The 17,077-nt window shown below is 34.6% G+C and carries 17 protein-coding genes; 7 read left to right on the forward strand and 10 right to left on the reverse strand.

Annotation, left to right across the window (positions count from 1 at the left end; translation table 11 throughout):
* Together glyS and DESTER_RS07085 are read right to left on the reverse strand one after the other, a co-directional pair.
* Positions 1-2,073, reverse strand: coding sequence for a glycine--tRNA ligase subunit beta (gene glyS / locus DESTER_RS07080; RefSeq protein WP_013638965.1), 2,073 nt, complete (start codon positions 2,071-2,073; stop codon positions 1-3).
* A complete protein-coding gene (locus DESTER_RS07085) occupies positions 2,048-2,926 on the reverse strand; it encodes a glycine--tRNA ligase subunit alpha (RefSeq protein WP_013638966.1) in 879 nt (292 codons plus the stop codon). The genes glyS and DESTER_RS07085 overlap by 26 nt, the downstream gene beginning before the upstream one ends.
* 83 nt (positions 2,927-3,009) lie before the next feature.
* Here DESTER_RS07085 and queC point away from each other — a divergent pair, with 83 nt between their 5' ends.
* The gene (gene queC / locus DESTER_RS07090; protein WP_013638967.1) at positions 3,010-3,711 is read left to right on the forward strand and encodes a 7-cyano-7-deazaguanine synthase QueC; all 702 of its coding nucleotides are present in this window, start codon (positions 3,010-3,012) and stop codon (positions 3,709-3,711) included.
* A 4-nt stretch (positions 3,712-3,715) separates the two neighbouring features.
* On the opposite strand, the gene hemW is transcribed toward queC, so the two are convergent.
* Together hemW and DESTER_RS07100 are read right to left on the reverse strand one after the other, a co-directional pair.
* Positions 3,716-4,849, reverse strand: a complete 1,134-nt coding sequence (gene hemW, locus DESTER_RS07095) for a radical SAM family heme chaperone HemW (protein ID WP_013638968.1) — start codon at positions 4,847-4,849, stop codon at positions 3,716-3,718.
* Entirely contained in the window at positions 4,824-6,302 is a 1,479-nt protein-coding gene (locus DESTER_RS07100) for a tetratricopeptide repeat protein (protein WP_013638969.1), read from the reverse strand. The genes hemW and DESTER_RS07100 overlap by 26 nt, the downstream gene beginning before the upstream one ends.
* Positions 6,303-6,428: 126 nt before the next feature.
* Between DESTER_RS07100 and DESTER_RS07105 the strand changes: the two genes are divergently transcribed.
* The 5 genes from DESTER_RS07105 to rpsT all read left to right on the forward strand — a co-directional run bounded on the left by DESTER_RS07105 (position 6,429) and on the right by rpsT (position 9,955).
* Positions 6,429-7,862 carry an RNA-guided endonuclease InsQ/TnpB family protein gene (locus DESTER_RS07105; protein WP_013638970.1) on the forward strand — a complete coding sequence of 478 codons (1,434 nt, stop codon included), beginning with the start codon at positions 6,429-6,431 and terminating at the stop codon, positions 7,860-7,862.
* A gap of 97 nt (positions 7,863-7,959) precedes the next feature.
* Complete coding sequence (locus tag DESTER_RS07110) at positions 7,960-8,451, forward strand: prepilin-type N-terminal cleavage/methylation domain-containing protein (protein ID WP_013638971.1); 492 nt, start codon at positions 7,960-7,962, stop codon at positions 8,449-8,451.
* Entirely contained in the window at positions 8,433-8,678 is a 246-nt protein-coding gene (locus DESTER_RS07115; protein ID WP_013638972.1) for a hypothetical protein, read from the forward strand. Before DESTER_RS07110 ends, DESTER_RS07115 begins: the two co-directional genes overlap by 19 nt.
* Entirely contained in the window at positions 8,675-9,604 is a 930-nt protein-coding gene (argF, locus tag DESTER_RS07120) for an ornithine carbamoyltransferase (protein WP_013638973.1), read from the forward strand. Before DESTER_RS07115 ends, argF begins: the two co-directional genes overlap by 4 nt.
* A 66-nt stretch (positions 9,605-9,670) precedes the next feature.
* Positions 9,671-9,955: a 30S ribosomal protein S20 gene (gene rpsT / locus DESTER_RS07125; RefSeq protein ID WP_013638974.1), complete on the forward strand. Its 285-nt coding sequence runs from the start codon at positions 9,671-9,673 to the stop codon at positions 9,953-9,955.
* Between the two features lie 11 nt (positions 9,956-9,966).
* On the opposite strand, the gene DESTER_RS07130 is transcribed toward rpsT, so the two are convergent.
* The 6 genes from DESTER_RS07130 to DESTER_RS07155 form a co-directional block, all read right to left on the reverse strand.
* The gene (locus DESTER_RS07130) at positions 9,967-11,022 is read right to left on the reverse strand and encodes a VIT1/CCC1 transporter family protein (RefSeq protein ID WP_013638975.1); all 1,056 of its coding nucleotides are present in this window, start codon (positions 11,020-11,022) and stop codon (positions 9,967-9,969) included.
* Positions 11,012-12,137, reverse strand: a protein-coding gene (prfB, locus tag DESTER_RS07135; protein ID WP_013638976.1) for a peptide chain release factor 2 whose coding sequence is annotated in 2 segments (ribosomal slippage) — positions 11,012-12,061 and positions 12,063-12,137 — 1,125 coding nt in all. Because the reading frame shifts where the segments join, the coding sequence is not laid out codon by codon here. Before prfB ends, DESTER_RS07130 begins: the two co-directional genes overlap by 11 nt.
* Positions 12,138-12,211: 74 nt before the next feature.
* Positions 12,212-13,327: a THUMP domain-containing class I SAM-dependent RNA methyltransferase gene (locus tag DESTER_RS07140; RefSeq protein WP_013638977.1), complete on the reverse strand. Its 1,116-nt coding sequence runs from the start codon at positions 13,325-13,327 to the stop codon at positions 12,212-12,214.
* The gene (gene lpxB / locus DESTER_RS07145) at positions 13,300-14,385 is read right to left on the reverse strand and encodes a lipid-A-disaccharide synthase (RefSeq protein WP_013638978.1); all 1,086 of its coding nucleotides are present in this window, start codon (positions 14,383-14,385) and stop codon (positions 13,300-13,302) included. The genes DESTER_RS07140 and lpxB overlap by 28 nt, the downstream gene beginning before the upstream one ends.
* A gap of 7 nt (positions 14,386-14,392) precedes the next feature.
* On the reverse strand, positions 14,393-14,962 hold the full coding sequence (locus DESTER_RS07150) for an anthranilate synthase component II (RefSeq protein WP_013638979.1): 570 nt from the start codon (positions 14,960-14,962) through the stop codon (positions 14,393-14,395).
* A 1-nt stretch (position 14,963) separates the two neighbouring features.
* On the reverse strand, positions 14,964-15,824 hold the full coding sequence (locus DESTER_RS07155) for a metal ABC transporter substrate-binding protein (RefSeq protein WP_013638980.1): 861 nt from the start codon (positions 15,822-15,824) through the stop codon (positions 14,964-14,966).
* A gap of 108 nt (positions 15,825-15,932) precedes the next feature.
* Between DESTER_RS07155 and carA the strand changes: the two genes are divergently transcribed.
* Positions 15,933-17,072, forward strand: coding sequence for a glutamine-hydrolyzing carbamoyl-phosphate synthase small subunit (gene carA / locus DESTER_RS07160; protein WP_013638981.1), 1,140 nt, complete (start codon positions 15,933-15,935; stop codon positions 17,070-17,072).
* Positions 17,073-17,077 lie beyond the last annotated feature (5 nt).

Below are 17,077 nucleotides of genomic sequence, written 5' to 3' on the forward strand. Positions count from 1 at the left end.
TTAAGAAGCTATTTTTGAAAAGTCTGCTATGCTAAGAAGTTCGTTAGCTATTGTTTTAAGAAGGCTTAGCCTTCTATTTTTTACGTTTTCATCTTTATCCATGACCATAACATTTTCAAAGAAAGCATCTACAAAAGGCTTGAGTTCTTTAATGAGAAGAAGAGCTTCTCTATAGTTTTTAGAAGAAATTAACTTTGAAAGTTTTTCCTTTATTAAAAGGAATTTTTCATAAAGTTCAGTTTCATACTTTCCTTCCGGTTCAAAATCAACAGCTTCAAAGCCTTTAGGAATAATGTTTACAACTCTTCTTAAAGTAACAAGAACGTTTTCAAATTCTTCACTCTTTCTTAAAGTTTCTATAGCTTCTATCCTAAGAAGAGCATCATAAAGGTCATCAGTTATAGAAAGAATTGCTTCAATTGTATCGATTTTAAATCCTCTTTCACGTAGTAAAACTTTAAACCTTTCCTTCACAAACTCAAGAACTTCCTGCGGAGCACTCTCTGATAGCTTTAAACCTAAATCCTCATAAATTTCTTTTGCCTTCTGAAAAACAGGCAGAAGATTCAAATGAATTCTGTTTTCAAGAATTGTTTGAATTAATCCAATTGCATTTCTTCTTAAAGAATAAGGATCTGCTGAGCCAGTAGGTCTTATTCCGACTCCAAAGAAGCCAATAAGATTGTCAATCTTTTCAGAAAGAGAAAGAGATATTCCTACTTCTCCCCTTGCTACTACATCTCCTGAAAATCTTGGGAAGTACTGCTCTTCAATGGCAGTTGCTACACTTTCATCTTCCCCATCAAGAAGAGCATAGTACTTACCCATTGTTCCTTGAAGTTCTGGAAACTCATTCACCATTTCAGTAAGAAGATCTGCTTTAGAAAGTAAGGCAGCTCTTTCTACCTTTTCTTTAACCCTTCCTTTACCTGTAGATTCAGCAACAAAAGGAGCTAGAAGCTCCAATCTTTTTGTTTTATCAAACATTGTTCCAAGCTTCTCATGAAAGACAATACCATTTAGTTGAGGTACTCTTTCTTCAAGCGTTTTCTTTCTGTCTTCATTAAAAAAGAAAAGAGCATCTTTTAATCTTGCCCGTAAGACTTTTTCATATCCCTTACGAATAACACTCTCATCAGCAGGTTTTATGTTCGAAATACCAATAAAATAGTTTTTAAGATTTCCATCGTTATCAACAACAGAGAAAAACTTTTGGTGGTCTTTCATAACAACTATAGGAACTTCTTTTGGAAGGTTTAAGAACTCTTTGTCAAAGCTACCAAGTATTGGATACGGATATTCAACAAGATTTGTTACTTCTTCAAGAAGATCTTCATCTTTTAAAAGTTCTCCCCCTACCTTTTTAGCTAAAGTTTCAGAAACATCTAAAATTATAGATTTTCTTTTCTCAATATCAGCAACCACAAACTTTTCTTCAAGTCCATTTATAAATTCGTTTACGTTCTCAACTTCAAAACCATTAGGTGTAAGAAATCTATGACCGTAAGAAATATTACTACTTTTTATTCCATCAACTTCAAAGGTAACTATTTCCCTTCCATAAACTGCAAGTATCCATCTGATAGGCCTTCCAAACCTAACTTTTTTACTTCCCCATCTCATACTCTTTTTGAATGGAATTGAAAGAATAAGTTGAGGAAGGATGAGCGCTAATATCTCTTTAGCAGGTTTTCCTTTAACGAGTTTTTTTATAGCTACATATTCTCCTTTTTTACCTAGAGGATTAGAAACTTTAATTAGTTCTTCTACAGCAACCCCTTTTGATCTTGCAAAACCAATTGCTGCCTTTGTAGGATTTCCTTCACTATCAAAAGCTGCCTTTACAGAAGGTCCTACAAGGAGCTCCTCTCTATCTGGCTGAACTTCTGGTATGTCGTAAGCAAGTAAAATCAAGCGTCTTGGTGTTCCAAAAGTTTCTATTTCAGACGGTTTGAGAAATGCGTCCTCAAGTCTTTTGCTTAATTCTGTTTTTAAAAAGTCAAGAGCTGGTTTTATAAAAGAAGCTGGAAGCTCTTCGCACCCTATTTCAAGCAGTAAATTCTGTGCCTTCACTTTTTACCTCTTCACTTTCAAGTTCTAAGTACTTTTTTGCACATTTTCCAGCCAACTTTCTAACTCTTCCGATAAAAGCTGCTCTTTCAGCAACTGAAATAGCTCCTCTTGCATCAAGAAGATTGAAAATATGAGAACACTTTAAACAACAGTCGTAAGCAGGAAGGACAAGTCCCTCTTCAACAAGTCTGAGAGATTCTTTTTCGTACATGTTAAAAAGCTCAAAAAGCATTTCAACATCAGCTTTCTCAAAATTGTAAACAGACCATTGGTATTCATTTTCTTTATAAAGATCTCCGTACTTTACACCTTCTGTCCATACTATATCGTAAACGCTATCGACTTCTTGAATATACATAGCTATTCTTTCTAAACCGTATGTAATTTCAACGGAAACAGGATCTAAAGTAATTCCTCCAGCCTGTTGAAAATAGGTAAACTGAGTTATCTCCATTCCGTCAAGCCAGACTTCCCAACCAAGTCCCCACGCACCAAGAGTTGGAGATTCCCAATCATCTTCAACAAATCTAATATCATGTTCAGTAAGTTTTATTCCAAGAGCTTCAAGACTTCCAAGATAGAGCTCTTGAGAGTTTTCTGGTGAAGGTTTTAGAATAACTTGAAATTGAAAATAGTGTTGAAGCCTATTAGGATTTTCTCCATACCTTCCATCAGCCGGACGACGACAAGGCTGAACATAAGCAACGTTCCAAGGCTTTTTATCAAGCACTTTTAAAAATGTAAAAGGGTGCATTGTTCCAGCACCCTGTTCAACATCATAACTTGAAGCAATAATGCATCCTTTAGATGCCCAATAGTTTTCAAGAGTAAATATTATCTCCTGGAAAGTCAAGGTTCCTCTCCTGAAATAAATTATAATGAGTGTCAGCGTAATTTTAATTTGTAAAATTTTTTCAGTCAAATTAAGGAGGATTGATGAGTTCTGCTATTGTCATACTTTCGGGAGGTCTTGACTCCACTACTGCTTTATACTGGGCAAAGAAAAACTTTAATAAAGTTTTTGCAATTACATTTTACTATGGTCAAAGACACTCTTTAGAAGTAGAAATGGCAAGAATAATTGCAAAAAAGGCAAAAGTGGAAGAGCATATCCTCTTTGAAGTTGATATTTCCAAATTTGGAGGATCTGCATTAACGGATAAAAATTTAGAAGTTCCTGAAACACAATCAATTGAAGAGATAAAGGAAAGGGGGATTCCAATTACTTATGTTCCTTTCCGAAACGGCATATTCCTTTCAATAGCAGCAGCTTACGCTGAAACTAAGAATACAACAAACTTAGTTGGCGGCTGGAATGCAGTAGACTATAGTGGCTATCCAGACTGTAGGCCAGAATTTTTGGCTGCAATGGAAGAAGCTTTAAACAAGGGTACAAAACTTGGTTCAGAAGGAAAAAGTTGGAAAATTCACGCACCTCTTATTAATTTAACAAAAGGGGAAATTATAAAACTTGGTCTTTCTCTTGGAGCTGATTACTCCTACTCAATTTCCTGTTATAGAGGAACAGAAGTTCCCTGTGGAAAATGCGATAGCTGTGTCTTGAGAGCAAAGGGTTGGATGGAGGTAGGAAAGGAAGATCATCTTATTGAAAGGTTAAAGAGAGAAGGAAAAGTATAGAATTTCAGAAAATTTCTGAAGTAACTTCAGAAATCACTGCATTTGATGTAAATAGTCCTTTTTTACCAAGTTTTAGGATAGGCTCTTTAAAAATTAGGAATTCTTCTTCTATCAAAATTCTTATCTTGTTGCTTTTTTCAATAGCTTTCTTAAACGAGTCAAGAAGCTGTATCCTTTCTAAGTTAACACCCTCAATAAGTCTTAATCCCATTATTAATTTAAGCTCTTTTTCCTCTTTTTCAGAATAAATAGTTTCTTCTTTCTCAGGAAGCTCTTTCCTATATAAGGTTGCTTTAATATAATTTTTTAGATTAGAAGTATTTTTCCAATACTTCCTGTTAACATAAGAACCAGCTGAAACCCCAATTCCTAAGTAGTTTTCTAAATACCAGTAGTTGAGATTATGTTTTGATTCAAAACCCAAAAGAGCAAAGTTTGATATTTCGTAGTGTTTAAATCCTTGGCTTGTTAAAAATTCCTCAATAAAGTAGTACATGTTACTTAGTTTTTCTTCCTCAGGAAGCTTTAATTTTCCTTCTTTCATAAACTTGTAAAAAGGAGTTTCTTCGTATACAGTAAGAGCATAAAGAGATATATGTTTTATAGGAAAAGAAAGAGCTATTGATAGATCTTTTTCAAGCTCAAGTATAGTTTGCTTTGGAGCTCCATAAATGATATCTATCGAAACATTACTAAAAACTTTAAACACAATTTCGAGAGCTCTAAGGTTATCTATAGATTTCTGTCTTCTTCCAAGTTTCTTTAAAATATTATCAGAAAAACTTTGAACTCCAAGGCTTATTCTGTTTACCCCTAATTCCTTGAGATTACGTAAGTAGCAAAGATTTACATCTTCTGGATTTAATTCAACGGTAACTTCTGAAAACTGTCCAATTCGTGACAGTATCGAGTAAAAAAGGTTTGGCTTCAAAGTAGAAGGAGTTCCTCCTCCAAAATATACTGTTGGAAATTGAGTAAATTCTGGATTTCTAAGAGAGAACTCTGACAAAAGTGCCTTTTCATATTCTGATACAAAAGAAAAATCTTCAACAGAATAAAAATCACAATATGGACACTTTTTCCTGCAAAAAGGCACATGAACATAAAGAGACTTAAGAAGCTTTTTTTTCAAGCTCATCTATTTTGCACTTTAACTCGGGTTCTCTTAGTGTTTTGTAGGCTTCTTTATACCAGATGAGAGCTTTTTCCTCATTTCCCATATCTTCATAAACTTCTCCCAAGAGTTTTTTTAGTTTTGCTTTTTCATCTTCAGTAAGTTTTTCTGTATTTAAGATATCTACAAGGAAATCAAGAGCTTCTCTAAGATTTCCTTTCATCTTTAAAGTTGTTGCAAGAAGAATACTTGCTCTAAAAAACAAGTCTTCGTACATAAGAGCTTTTCTCGCATTCTCAATAGCTTTATCAAACTGTCCAAGTCCAAGCATTGCTTCAGCCATTGAAATGTACTTACTTCCATCTAATTCAAGATTCTTAACTTCTTTATCTATATCCTTGCTTTTTTCCTTTTCAAATTCTTCAATTTCATTAAAAGAGGATTGTATTTCAACAGGAACATCGATTGCTTGTTCTAATACTTCTAAAATATCCTCGGGATCTGGTAGAGTAGTTTCTTCTACTTTTAGGATATCTGAATATCCAGGATATTTTAAAGACACCACTGCAAGCAGCTTGTTATAGGCTTCTTTATCAAGAAATTTAAGTTTTTCCATAAACTCTAAGCCATTCTCTACTTCTCCTAACTCAAACTCTATCATGGCACTTAAGAAAAACTTAATCTTAGGATCAGAAATATTCTCAATGATTTGTTTGAGGAAACTTAACTTGTCTGCAGTTTTAAATACACTAATAAGATACTTAAGAAAATCAAAATCAGAACTATTATCAATGATTAGTTTAAGAACAACATCTTTTCTTCCATCTTCATTAACTACAACATCTAAAATTTGTTTATCTAAATTTGTTGTTCTCTTTATTTCTCTAGCTTTTAGAAAAGCTCTTAAAGCAGATTTATAGTTTTTGAGATTCATATACAGATTTCCAGCTAATATATAGTTAGTATAAGCATCTTCAGAATTTTCTTCAGCCTTTAAAATCTCAGCAAACTTTTCGAAAAAAAGAGGATGTAATTCTCCTTCAATAAAGTTTTCCAAAAGACTTTTTATAGTAGAAGTAGATTTTCCTGCATACAAAAAGCGCCAATAAGCTTCTTCAAGAGTCTTGAACGCTTCATAAAAAAGTCCCTTTTTTCGATAGACAGAAATGAGAAGTTTCAAAGCTCTAATCTCAAAAGGGTCTATTCTTAAAACTTTTTTCAGCATAGCAACAGCAACATCAAAGTATTCTTCTCTTATTTTTTCTTCAGTAAAGTTCAAAAGAACTTCTATTGCTTCTTTCTTTTTTCCAAGTTTAATAAGAGCATCACTATAAGAATTAACGATAGATATAGAATTTGGATATTTACTGATAAGAGCTTTTCCTAATTTAACTACTGTAACGTAGTCTTTACTCTCAATCGCATGGAAAAACTCTTCCTCTTCAGTCTTTTTTCTAAACCTATCAAAAAGTCCCAAACTACCTCCTTGCAAACAGTTCTTGATTACATTACATTTCCTTATAAATCATTAGCTTTCATGCAACTTGTCACTTCCACATCCTAAATATAAATTCATCCTAAAAGTCAAAAAAGGAGTTCTACCTTGCTCCTTACATTATCTATCTCCATTACCAAGAAAAGCATCTACAATAAACTGGAAAAAGCTTCAAAAACCTTCCAGCAGTTTAAAAACCTCCTTTATCTGTGTGCATTAGAATATCACAAAAACACAAAAGACATAAAAACCTTCCTCTCCAAAACATTCCTTGAAAAATTCGTTAAAGATAGAGAAAAGCTACCTTTTGAGAATGAAAATATAAGAAACTGGAAGAAAGAACTTGTTGTTTTGTGGACTGAAAAGATAGGTTCAGACACAGCAAAAGCTCTCGTTGGAGTTGTGGCAAAGGAGTTCAAAAGTATCCTAGAAAAGTGGAAAAAAGGAGAAAAAGCATCACTTCCAAAGCCAAGAAAGCTAAATACTCTTTACTCCTTTACTCTTGAAACAAATCCCAATATGGTTGTAGATAAAAGAAAACTTCAAGGAAAAAGAAATTCTAACCACATAGTAGTTAGAATTGGAAAAGATTTTGGAGCAGTTAAGTTTAAAGTTCCTGAAAGTTTAAAAATAAAACATATCAAAATAAACTGGTCAGCATCAGGAGAAGTAACTTATCTAACAAGCTATGAAGTTCCTAAAAGTGAAGTTATTCTAAACAAAGAGTTTTTCCTCTCAATTGACTTGGGAGTCAAGAATTTGATTTCTGCAGTTTCCAACAAAGAGGATTTACCGTCGTTTATCATCAATGGCAATCCCTTAAAAGCATTCAACCAATGGGTAAACAAGCTATCAACAAAACTCCAAAGTGAAGGAAAAGAATTAGAACACAAGAAACTCTGGAATTATAGGAAAAAGAGGATAGAACAGATATTTGGGATGGTATCAAACTTTATAGTTACTATCTGTTTAAAAGAAGGAATAGGAAGAGTAATCATTTCAGACTCTTTGACTAAAGAATACAAAAAAGAAGGGACAAAAGGAAAAAGATTCAATCAAGAGTTTAGACAAATACCACTTGGTAAGCTGATACAAAAACTAGAGTATAAATGCAAGTTAGCTGGAATAGAATTTTTGAAAGAACCAGAACCTTATACATCTCAAGTTTCTTCAATAACAGGTAACATAAAAGAAATAACAGGAAAGGACAAAAAAGAAATAACAGAAGAAGACGTGAAGAAACTAAAAATTACAGGTAAAAGGATAAAGAGAGGTCTTTTCAAAGACTTAAAACTCAACAAAGTTTTTAATGCAGACCTTAATGGAGCTTTAAATATTGCGATTAAGAAGCTCGGAAAAAGAGTCAGAGAAGGATTTTTAAAACTTTCAAACTGGATAGATAAGCTCAGTAGAGCTGTTAGGATAACTCTTTTTCCACATGAAAAGTATTCCCTGAGTCTCTTTAAGGAGATAAGGGATAGTAGTTCCTGCCTTGCAAAAGGTAGCGAAGGACATCTGTTAACGATAGCTAATGAATACTAACGAAAGCTATCGTTTTTCAGATGTCCAAAATATCAAGGTTAAGATATAATCAAAATTATTCAAACCAAACTAAAACTCTCTAGGAGATAAAACTTTAATGAAAAAAGCTTTTACTTTGTTAGAGCTTGTAATAGTTCTTTTAATAGTATCTTTAACTTTAACTATTACTCTTCCTACTTTTTTCAACATAGAAGCAACCTCCATGGAAAACTTTGAAAATAAACTAAAAACAGCAACAAATTCTGTCTTCAATCTTTCTAATCCTATTGAACTCTGTGCAGATTTTAAGGAAAACAGCATCAATGTGGGAAAGGAAAAAATACCCTTACCGAGGGGAAAAAAACTTAAGTACATGATATTACCAGGAAAGATAATTTCCTCAGAAAGTAGTTCTAAATTCTGTATTTCAAGCAAAGGATTAGAAACAGTAGGCTTTTTAGCAAAAGAAAGCACGAATAAGTACCTTTCTATCTTAGTATTTTTACCTTCTGGAGAAACCGAAATTAGATTTTTGTCTGAAGCAGAAGGTGAAACATTTAAAGACAAAGTTTCAAAGGGGAGGATAGTGGAGTGGTTCAACTATTACTGATATTAATACTTTTAGTAATAGTTCTCTCTTTTCTTTTTTCCGTAAAGCTTTTTTTCTTTCTAAAAGAGGTTCTTTTAAAAATTGAAGAAATGGAAGCAGAACTTATTAAAGCCGAAAGAAAATTAGCAAACTTAGATGAAAAAATTGCACAAGGTGAAGAAAAAATTAAATTTTTACAAAACCAATATAAAATATTTTTAGAAAGGTTTAGAGGAGAGAAACAATGAAAGATTTTATATCTATGGTAGATGCAGATAGACTATTTATAGAAAACATTATTTCCTTAAGTTCTTTCTTGAAGGAAAAACAGAAAAAAGGAGAGCTCTATAGACCCCTTGAAGGATTTACAGCTGCCCTCATCTTTGAAAAGCCGTCAACAAGAACAAGAGTTTCCTTTGAAGTTGGGGTCTATCAACTTGGTGGTCATGGTATTTATATGGATAACAGAAGCTCCCAGCTTGGAAGAGGCGAACCAATAAAAGATACAGCAAGAGTGTTATCAAGATACGTCAATCTTATAGTAATTAGAACTTTTGGCCAAGAAAGAGTCGAAGAACTTGCAAAGTACTCTGATGTTCCAGTAATCAATGCTCTTACAGACGAAGAACACCCTTGCCAAGTACTTGCAGACATATTTACCATTTGGGAATATAAGAGAAACTTAAAAGGTCTAAAAGTTGCCTATGTGGGAGACGGTAACAACATGTGTAATTCATGGTTAATCGGAGCTGCCTACACAGGAATGAAATTTTATGCTGCAACACCTAAAGGTTTTGAACCTCTAATAGAATATGTAGAGAAAGCTAAAGAAATAGCAAAAGACACAGGAGCTGAAATAGTTATCACAAATAATCCGATAGAAGCTGTTAAAGAAGCAGATATCATCTATACAGACGTTTGGGCAAGTATGGGGCAGGAAGATGAAGCCGAAAAACGAAAGGAAATCTTTATGCCTTATCAAGTAAACAGAGAGCTTGTTAAACACGCAAAGTCAGACTTTTTGTTCATGCACTGTCTTCCTGCTCATAGAGGAGAAGAAGTGACAAACGAAATTATCGAAAGTGATAGATCCATTGTTTGGGATCAAGCTGAAAACAGACTACATACGCAAAAAGCCTTAATCTTAAAATTAGTAAGAAAAGTTAACTTATAAACTTGCTTTTAAGACTCGGTTGCTATAAACTTTGACACCGCAAAACAAATTGGTGGAGGAAACAGAATGCCAAATACAAAGTCTGCAAAAAAGAGACTTCGTCAGAATATTAAGAGAAGAGAGAGAAATAGATACTACACAAGAAGAATGAAAACTGAAGCTAAGAAAGTTCTTGAAGCGGTTGCTGAGAAGAATCTTGAAGCTGCAAAAGAGCAACTCAAGGTTGCGATGAAGTGGATTCAGAGGGCTGCTGCAAGGGGTGCTATCCACAAGAATGAGGCTGCAAGAAGAATGTCAAGGATAGCAACTGCTGTGGCTCAACTTGAAAAAGAACTTGCTGCACAGGGTTAATACCCTGTGCCTTAGCTTATTTCAATTCCAAATAGCAAATTGGCAATTCTACCTATAAAGTAGGAAAATCCGGCCGCTGCAAATCCCACCATAAGCATTTCTATTGCTTTCTTTTTTATACTAATTCCGGAAAGAAAGGCAACAAAACTTCCGGTTATAGCTAAGACAATTCCCGCAGATAGAATGGAAAGAGCGAGAGCTCCATACGAATTTTCCAATAGAAAATAAGGAAAAACAGGAAAAATTACTCCTAAAAGATAGGCAAGACCTGTAACTACTCCAAACTTAATTTCTTCTCCAGAGTTTTCTTCCTCAAGAAGAAGTCGTATTAGAACTTTACGAGGAAGCTTTTTTAAGTTTTCCTTTTCTATGCCAAGTTCTTGCGAAACTCTCTCAATTAAGGTATCAGGAGAAACTTCTTTTAGAATCTCAAGTTCTTCTCTATTTCGAAGAGAAACTTCCTTTTGAGATTTGCTGGAAATAAAAGCTCCTATTCCCATGGAAGCTGCACCTGCAAACCCAACTATAAGACCACTCAAGCCTACAATTTCGGGTCTATCGGGATAAACAGCTGAGAATCCAGAAACAGCTCCAAGAATTTCCACAAGTCCGTCATTCATCCCAAAAACTAAATCCCTAACTCGAGAAGGATCAAACTCTTTTACAACACTTCTAAAAAAGCTTTCATGTTCTATTTCGTCAACAATGATTTTCTTTAACTGTTCTTTTTCTTCTTCAGAAAGCTCTGAAGACTTGAGAAATTTATAGTATTCTCTAACAGTTGAAGACTCATAAAATTCAAAAAGCGAAACAATAAGAGCAGGTGGAATCAAAGAAGTTATTTTTAGAAGTAATGAAACTTTTCCACTAAGTTTAAAATCTGGTGGTTCAATACCTCTTTTCTCAAGAACACTTTTCCTAAAGTCTGCATGAACCTTTTCTATCTGAGAAATCCTTAAAAGTTCTTCCTTTCTTCTTGCATCTTTTTCCTTTTTAGCCAGTTTTTCGTAGAGAAAACTATCTGAGAGTTCTCCAAGATAAAACTCCTTAACTCTCTTAGTGTCCAACTTTCCCCTCTCTAGCTTTTTGCTTTAAAAATCCTTCTATAAACTGGTCTATCTCTCCATCCATCACTGCATTTATATTTGACGTTTCTATTCCTGTTCTGTGATCCTTTACCATCTGATAAGGATGGAAAACGTAAGATCTTATTTGATTACCCCACGCTATGGTTTTATGCTCTCCACGAGCTTCTGCTATTTTCTCCTCTCTTTTTTGCCTTTCAAGCTCGTAAAGTCTTGCTTTTAAAATCTTCATTGCTCTTTGCCTATTTTGAATTTGCGAACGTTCACTTTGACAAGTTACAACTATTCCTGTAGGAAGATGAGTAATTCTTACTGCTGAATCGGTCTTGTTTACGTGCTGTCCACCAGCACCGGAAGCTCTATAAGTATCAATCCTGAGATCTTCATCTTTAATTTCTATATCTATATCTTCATCTATTTCTGGAACGACGATAACCCCACAAAACGATGTATGTCTTCTTGCATTTGAATCAAACGGAGAAATTCTTACAAGTCTGTGAGTTCCATGTTCCGCTCTAAGCAACCCGTAAGCATAGGCTCCTTTAATTAAAATCGTTGCACTTTTAATTCCTGCTTCCTCGTTCTCCTGAAGATCAAGAATTTCTGTTTCAAATCCTTTTCTTTCAGCCCATCTTAGATACATTCTCATCAGCATTTCTGCCCAATCACAAGACTCAGTTCCTCCAGCACCAGCATGAATAGTTACGATTGCATTGTTCTTATCAAATTCACCTGAAAGAACCGTTTTAACTTCAAGTGAATTAAGCTCTCTTTCTATATTTTTTAAAAAACTTTCAGCTTCATCTAATAAGCTTTCCTCACTTTCTTCTTCTGCAATTTCAAGAAGAGTTTCAATATCTTCAAGTTGTTGTTCTATAGATGAAAAAGTATTAAGCTCTGATTCAATTCTATTTCTCTCCATAGAAATACTTTGAGCTTTTTTCTGATCATTCCAAAAGTTTGCTGACGACATTTCTTCTTCAATCTCTGTAAGCTTTTTTTTCATCTTCTCTATGTCAAAAATACCCCCTTATTTCAAAGTATTTATCTTTTACCTTTTCAAGTTCAGTTTTAAGCTCTTGAAGTCTTTCAATCATTACTGTTCCTCCTAATCTGAATTCAAAGTTAAATGTAGAAATTGTTTTTATTTTGTCAAAACCGTTTGTTTAGATTAACGTTCAGCCCTATAAAGGCCAACTGTTATGCCTCCGTTTGAGAAGAAAGTAATTAATTTGGAGTTTAGTCCCGTAAGTTCTGCAAGCTTTTTGTTTGGAGAGAGAAAGAGAACTCTATAGTCTTTAAAGCGCCTTTCAATCCAGTCCCCAAGCCGTCTGTAGATTTCTCTGACGTTCTTTATTGGAAGTCTTACACCATAAGGAGGATTTGTAACGATTGTAACGGCATCGAATGAAACTTCTGGAAAAGAAAGATTTTCAAACCGGATAAATTCTGAAACTCTGGTAGCTTCTGCGTTTTTTCTTGCAGCTTCTATGGCGTCAGGATCTATATCATAGCCAATTATTGGAACCTTAACCTCTTTTATCTTTGAAATAGCTTCTTTTTTTATACTTTTCCAGAGCTCTTCATCAAAGTTCTTCCACCTCATAAAGGCAAAGTCTCTATTAATTCCCGGTGGAACGTTTGCAGCAATCATTGCAGCTTCTATTGGAATTGTTCCAGAACCGCAGAAAGGATCGATAAGTGGAGTTTCACCCCTCCAGCCAGAAACTAAAACCATCGCTGCTGCGAGTGTTTCTCTTAAAGGAGCTTGTGTTTCTTTTACTCTATATCCTCTTTTGTGGAGCATTGCACCAGAACTGTTTATACTGATCGTGCAGATATCATTCTCAAAACGGACGATAACGCTCGTTCCCTCGTCCTCTAATCTTGCCTTTTGAGGTTTGAAACCTACAGCTTCAGTAATTGCTCTCCAGATTCTCTCTTCAATTGCTTTAGAGTGGTAAAGCTTTGACTTCTTTGAGGTTGCTCTGATTTTTAAAGGTAAATCGGGTGTAATAAAGTCGTTCCATGGACACTTTTTGGCCTTCCTGACGAGCTCTGCGAAGTGTTTTGCTCTAAATGTGCAGAGCCTTAACAGAATTCTGCTTGCAGTCCTGAGGCAGAGATTGGTTTTGTAGAGAACTTCTAAGTCTCCTTCAAATTCAACTCCTCCAGGAACCACTGTTCCTTTAATTCCTAATCCTTCTAGTTCCTTAGCAGTTATCTCTTCTATTCCAGGCTGCGAAACGGCAAAAAGTTTTATACTTCTTTTAAAATTTCCTGACATAGCTTTTTTATTGCTCCTCCTGTAAGTTTCGAACTAACTTTTTCTTTAAGAAGTTCTTTTATAAACTCCTTATTTTTATAGACATCAAGAAGCGTCAATGTTATATCTTCTGGATTTGCTCTTTCTTGGAGAAGTTCTGGAACTACCTCTTCGCCAGCAATTATATTTGGAAGCGAAACGAAAGGAATTTTAACAACTCTCCTTGCTATAGCAAAGGTAAGAGGATGGAGCTTATAAACAACTACATGAGGAAGTCCTGCAATAGCTGCTTCTAAACTTGCTGTTCCTGAAGCTATAATCCCGGCATCAGCAGAAAAAAGCAAATTGTACCTTTCTTCTTCAGGAACTAAGAACACTTCTGGATTAATTCTTTTTACAGCAGCTTCCATGTAGTTTCTTTCTATAGAAGAAGCCACAGGAAGAACAAAAGTTCCCTCTATCCTTTTTGAAACTTCAAGCATAGGTTCAAGAAGATATTTAATTTCAGAAAATCTACTTCCAGGCATAAGAGCAAAAACAGGCTCTTTTAAGTTATACTTTTTCCTAAACTCAGTAGAAGAAACAACGGGTCTTACTATATCTTTTAAAGGATTACCAACGTAAGTAACATCAACTGCGTATCTTTGGTAGAGGTCTACCTCAAAGGGAAAGATTACAAACATCCTATCAACAAACTTTTTTATTTTTTCTATTCTTCTTTCACCCCAAGCCCAAAATTTTGGAGAGATAAAGTAAAAGACTTTTATCCCTTTTTTCTTCGCAATTTCTGCAATTTTTAGATTAAATCCTGGAAAATCAACAAGGAGAACCGCATCAGGTTCTTTTTCCTCTAAAAACTTTTCAATGATTTTCTTTCCTCTCCATATTGAAGGAAGCTTTGAAAGAGATTCAAAAAGACCAAAGGCTATAAGCTCCTTTGAATCTAAAATCCTTTCAGCTCCAGGAACTTCATCAAGAAGAACGCCATAAACCTTTAAATGCTCTGAAAGATAAGGGATAAGCTCCTTGACATAATTAAACCCTGACAGTTCTCCTGTAATTATGAGAATCCTTTTCAATTTTTACCTAAACCAACTTTAAGAAGTTTTCAATTATTTTTATTCCATCCTCAGTCAAAATTGACTCAGGATGAAACTGAACACCGTAAATGGGCATCGTTTTATGCTTAATTCCCATTATCTCCCTATCATCTTCACTTTCAGCTGTGACTTCAAGGACATCTGGAAAGGTTTCTCTGTCTATAACAAGAGAATGGTATCTGATTGCTGAAAATGGATTCTTCATTCCCTTAAAAAGTCCTTCTTCATTGTGGATTATGTTTGATGCCTTCCCATGCATAAGTTTTTTAGCTCTAACAATCTTTCCACCGAAAGCAAAGCCTATTGACTGATGACCTAAGCAAATACCAAGAATAGGGATTTTTCCTGCAAAATGCCTTATAGCCTCAACTGAAATTCCTGCCTCTCTTGGTGTACAAGGTCCCGGCGATATCACAAGAGCTTCAGGTTTCATCTTCTCAATTTGTTGAATTGTTATTTTGTCGTTTCTATAAACTTTTATATCTGCTCCAAGTTTACCGAAATACTGAACAACGTTATAGGTAAATGAATCATAGTTATCTATCATCAAAATCATCTTACTGCTCCTTTAAAGCATTACAGATTTTCTCTCCCCATTCTGAAAGAGTTATGACATAATCTTTATCAGGTATTGGATTAAGAATTAATACCTTTCCACCTATAGCTTCTGCAATAGTCTCCGGAACTTTTCTTGATGCAAAAGTTTCTCCTATAACCACTTTCGCATTTTCTTTTTTGGCTTCTTCTATAACATGTCTTAATCTTTCAGGAGTTATCTGTTCTTCAGGAGTTCGTGCAATCTCTATTACTTTTACTCCAAAGGTTTCAAGCAAAGGCTTCCAAACAGGATGATAAATTACAACCACTTTACTATTAGCTCCTTGCAGACATCTTTCTATTCTACCAAGAAGTTGCTCTATCATAGAAGCATAATCTTCAGCCCTTTTCGTATAGTATGTTTCCTTCTTAGGATAAAATTCCGAAAGTCTTCTTGCAACCTCAAAATAAATATCTTCCATCAAGACAGGATTTGCCCAAATGTGATATCCAGGCTGTTTAACTACAGGATACTTTTTTTCAAAAAGCTCTCCAATATTCAAAACCTTTTCTTTACTCACATTTTTTACGCTCCAATCATCAAGCCCTAAACCGTGAACAATTATAAGACTTGCTTCTTTTAGCTTTTTAACATCAGAAGGCTTAATTTCATAGCCATGAGGTGATTCACCACCTTTTAAAATGGAAAAGTATCTAAAGTCTCTGCCTCCTATGTACTCAGCTACATTCTTCCATACTGGAAGAGAAGAAACGATTAAAGGTTTATTGCTCCTTTCAGAAAAACATCCAACGAAAAACAAACTAAAAACAACTATTGACATCAAAATTTTAAATTTTCTAAGGAAAGGAAAACTTTTCACTGTAACCTCCTTTAACAAGGATATAACATCTAATATCTAATGGTAAAATTAAGGGTCCTGTAATATTTATAGACATCAAATTATAATATAGTAGGAGAGGTAGAGCTCATGCTTAAAAGAAAGCCAGCAATTCTTGCCTTAGAAGATGGTACATACTATGAAGGTTACAGCTTTGGAGCTGAAGGAGAAACTTCTGGTGAAGTAGTCTTTACAACTTCAATGACTGGTTATCAAGAAATAATAACAGATCCATCGTTTAAAGGACAAATAGTCACAATGACATGTCCACTAATTGGAAATGTTGGAGCTAACGAAGAAGATGTAGAATCAAATGGCCCCAAAGCTGAAGGTTTCATAGTCAAAGAAATTTCTGAAATATATTCAAATTGGAGAGCCGAGAATTCTTTTGAGGATTACCTAAAAGAATACAACATTGTTGGTATCTGTGAAATTGATACAAGAGAATTAACAAAAAAACTTCGTTCCGTTGGAACTATGAGAGGAGTTATATCTACTGTTGATCTTAATCCTAATAGCCTCATTTTAAAGGCACGCTCGATTCCCAAAATGGAAGGACTTAACTTGGTTGATGAGGTAACTTGTAAAGAACCTTACGAATGGGAAGCTGGAACTTGGAAACTTAACGAAGGATATCCTAAGAAAAAAAATTTAAAATACTCTGTTGTGGTCCTTGACTTTGGAATCAGATATAACATTCTTAGAAATTTAGTTGATGTAGGATTAAAACCAATTGTAGTTCCTGCTCAAACGCCTCCTGAAGAAATCCTAAAATTAAATCCAGATGGCATATTCCTTTCCTGTGGACCAGGAGATCCTGCTGCAGTTACCTACGCTATAGAGAATATCCGTTATTTGATTGCAACCTATAAAAAGCCAATTTTTGGAATATGTCTTGGTCATCAGCTTACAGCTCTTGCAATGGGAGCAAGCACTTACAAACTAAAGTTTGGACACAGAGGAGCAAATCAACCTGTAAAAAACAAAAAAACAGGAAAAGTAGAGATTACAGCACAAAATCATGGCTTTGCAGTTGATGAATCTACAATTCCTGATGATCTCGAGGTTACACATTATTCTTTAAACGACGGTACTGTAGAAGGACTTAAACATAAAACTAAACCGTTATTTACCGTTCAGTACCATCCTGAGAGTTCACCAGGACCTCATGACTCAAGATATTTATTTAAGGAGTTTGAAAAACTTATATCTGACTATAGAGGAAGATAGGAATA

This window comes from Desulfurobacterium thermolithotrophum DSM 11699, assembly GCF_000191045.1.
Lineage (GTDB): Bacteria > Aquificota > Aquificia > Desulfurobacteriales > Desulfurobacteriaceae > Desulfurobacterium > Desulfurobacterium thermolithotrophum.